The following is a 2,722-nucleotide window of genomic DNA, read 5'->3' as shown; positions in this document are numbered from 1 at the left end:
GCAATATCCGCTGACGCTCGAGAACTGCAGGGAAACCATCACCTTCGCCGCGCCGCCCAAGCGCGTCGTCGCGATCGGCCAGACCCAGACGGAGATCCTCTATGCGCTCGGTCTCGGCGATCGGCTCGTCGGCACGGCGGTATGGTTCTCGCCGGTCGCCAAGCCCTATGAGGCCGTCAACGCCAAGGTTAAGCGCCTCGCCGACAATGATCCGAGCTTCGAGGCCGTGGTCGGCCAGGAACCCGATCTCGTCACCGCGATGTTCGAATGGCATGTTGGGCCGAACGGGATCGTCGGCAAGCGTGACCAGTTCCACAAGGTCAAGGTGCCGACCTATGTCTCGCCGACCGACTGCATCGGCAAGGATAATTCCGGGCCGGGCGACGGCGTCCGCACGCAGATGTTCTCGATGGAGCTGGTCTACCGCAACATCCGCGAGTTCGGGCAGATCTTCGACGTTTCCGACCGGGCCGAGAAGCTCGTCGCCGAGCTCAAGGCGCGCGAGGACAAGGCCGTCGAAACCGTTGGGAAGCTGAAGGCGCAGGACGTGCCGGTGGTCGTCTGGTTCTCCAGCAAGGACATCAAGGGCGATGGCTTCATGGCCGGCAGGAACGGCGTGCCGGCCTATATCCTGTCGAAGCTGGGTGCACGCAACATCATCACCACCAACGAGGAATGGCCGTTGGTCGGCTGGGAGAGCATTGCCGCTGCCAACCCCGCCGTGATCGTCACCGTGAAGATGGACCGTCGCCGCTTTCCGGCGGATGACATCGAGAAGAAGCTCGACTTCCTCAAGACCGACCCGGTGGCCAGCAAGCTCGATGCGGTCAGGAACGGCCGCGTCGTCGTCATCGATGTCGGCGCGACCCGAGCCGGACTCGACACGGTCGACGGCATCGAGACGCTCGCTCGCGCGATCGCGGGCTTCGGTCTCGCTCCTTGAGCCACGCCGCCCACGGTCCGAACTGGCCGGCGCGGATCGGCCTCGCGCTCCTGTCGCTGGCGGCGCTCACCGTCTCGGTGGCGCTGGCGGTGACGATCGGCGAGATGGCGATCCCGTTCGAGGTCGCACTCAAGGCGCTCGGCAACGGGCTGTTCGATCTCGGCCTGCCGGTCGGCGCCATCCAGCAGGGCGTGATCTTCGATTACCGGCTGAGCCGCGCGCTGATGGCAGGGCTTTGCGGCGGGGCGCTGGCACTCTCCGGCGTGATCCTGCAGGCCCTGCTGCGCAACCCGCTGGCCGAGCCTTACATCCTCGGCATCTCGGCCGGTGCCTCCACGGGGGCTGTCGCGGTCCTGATCCTCGGGGTCGGCATCGGCGGCATGGCGGTGAGCCTGTCGACGGGCGCCTTCATCGGCGCATGTGCCGCCCTCGCCGTCGTGGCGCTTCTTGCCGCGGGGGCGGGCGGTGCGAGCAATCGCGTGATCCTCGCCGGTGTCGCCGCCTCGCAGCTCTTCAACGCTGCCACGGCGACCATCGTCACGACGCTCGCGAGCGCGGAGCAGGCTCGCGGGGTGATGTTCTGGTTGCTGGGCAATTTCGGCGGGGTGCGCTGGCCCGACCTGTGGATCGCGACGCCGGTGGCGCTGATCGGCTTCGGCATCTGCATGCTGCACGCCAAGGCGCTGGATGCCTTCGCCTTCGGTGTCGATGCCGCTGCGTCGCTCGGCGTCGCGGTGACGCGTGTCCGGATCATCCTGTTTGCGACGACCGCCGTGATGACCGCCGCGATGGTCTCTATCGTCGGAACGATCGGCTTCGTCGGCCTGGTCATCCCACATGCCGCGCGCTTCGTCGTCGGACCCGGGCATGCCCGGCTTCTGCCGGCCTGCCTCGTCATCGGCGCGATCTTCATGATCCTGGCAGACATCCTCTCGCGCGTACTGGTGCCGCAACAGATCCTGCCGATCGGCGTGGTCACGGCGCTCGTCGGAGCGCCCGCCTTTGCGTTGATCCTCTATCGCGCCCGGAATGCCGCATGACGCTCGCAACCCAAGACGTGCGCTGGGCAGCGGCCGGGCGGATGATCGTCGACGGCGTGACCCTTCAGGCTGCGCCAGGCCGCATCCTTGGTCTCATCGGCCCCAACGGCTCGGGCAAGTCGAGCCTGTTGCGGCTCCTCTGCCGCCTGCGCAACGTCGCGAGCGGCGTGGTGATGCTCGACACCCGCGATATCGCCTCCGTCCCGCGCCGTGAGCTGGCGCGCCGGCTCGCCTTCGTCGAGCAGCAGGCGACGACCGACGTCCAGCTTTCGGTCTGCGACGTCGTGCGCCTCGGACGGACGCCGCATCGCGCGGCGCTGGCGTCGTGGAATGCCGCGGACGAGGCGGCGGTCAATGCCGCGCTGGCGCGCGTCGGGCTTGAGGGCCGTCATGACCAGTTCTGGCACACGCTGTCCGGCGGGGAGCGCCAGCGCGTGCACATCGCTCGCGCGCTGGCGCAGGAGCCCAGCGAACTGATCCTGGACGAGCCGACCAACCATCTCGACATCCAGCATCAGCTCTCCATCCTGACGCTGATCCGCCGGCTCGGCGTCACCTGCATCGTCGCCTTGCACGACCTCAACCTCGCCGCGCTGTTCTGCGACGAGATCGCGCTCCTGCATCAGGGGCGATTGCTCGCTGCCGGAGCGCCCGAAGCTGTGCTGACCGAGGATATGATCCAGGCGGTGTTCGGCGTCGCCGTCGCGATTCGGGTGGGCGCGGCTGGCCGCCGACATAT

3 protein-coding genes are annotated in these 2,722 nt (G+C 67.9%); all 3 read left to right on the top strand.

Annotation, left to right across the window (positions count from 1 at the left end):
• Window positions 1-943: ABC transporter substrate-binding protein (locus ACIPIA_RS13670; RefSeq protein ID WP_400510334.1), on the top strand; the 943-nt coding region annotated here is incomplete at its 5' end.
• A complete protein-coding gene (locus tag ACIPIA_RS13665; protein WP_400510333.1) occupies window positions 940-1,983 on the top strand; it encodes a FecCD family ABC transporter permease in 1,044 nt (347 codons plus the stop codon). The genes ACIPIA_RS13670 and ACIPIA_RS13665, both read left to right, overlap by 4 nt.
• A partial coding sequence (locus ACIPIA_RS13660; protein ID WP_400510331.1) for an ABC transporter ATP-binding protein occupies window positions 1,980-2,722 on the top strand: 743 nt, incomplete at its 3' end. The genes ACIPIA_RS13665 and ACIPIA_RS13660, both read left to right, overlap by 4 nt.

Source organism: Allobosea sp. CER48, assembly GCF_044752385.1.
Lineage (GTDB): Bacteria > Pseudomonadota > Alphaproteobacteria > Rhizobiales > Beijerinckiaceae > Allobosea.
The sequence above is the reverse complement of the archived record's forward strand: the minus strand, read 5'-3'. Positions and strand labels throughout refer to the sequence as shown.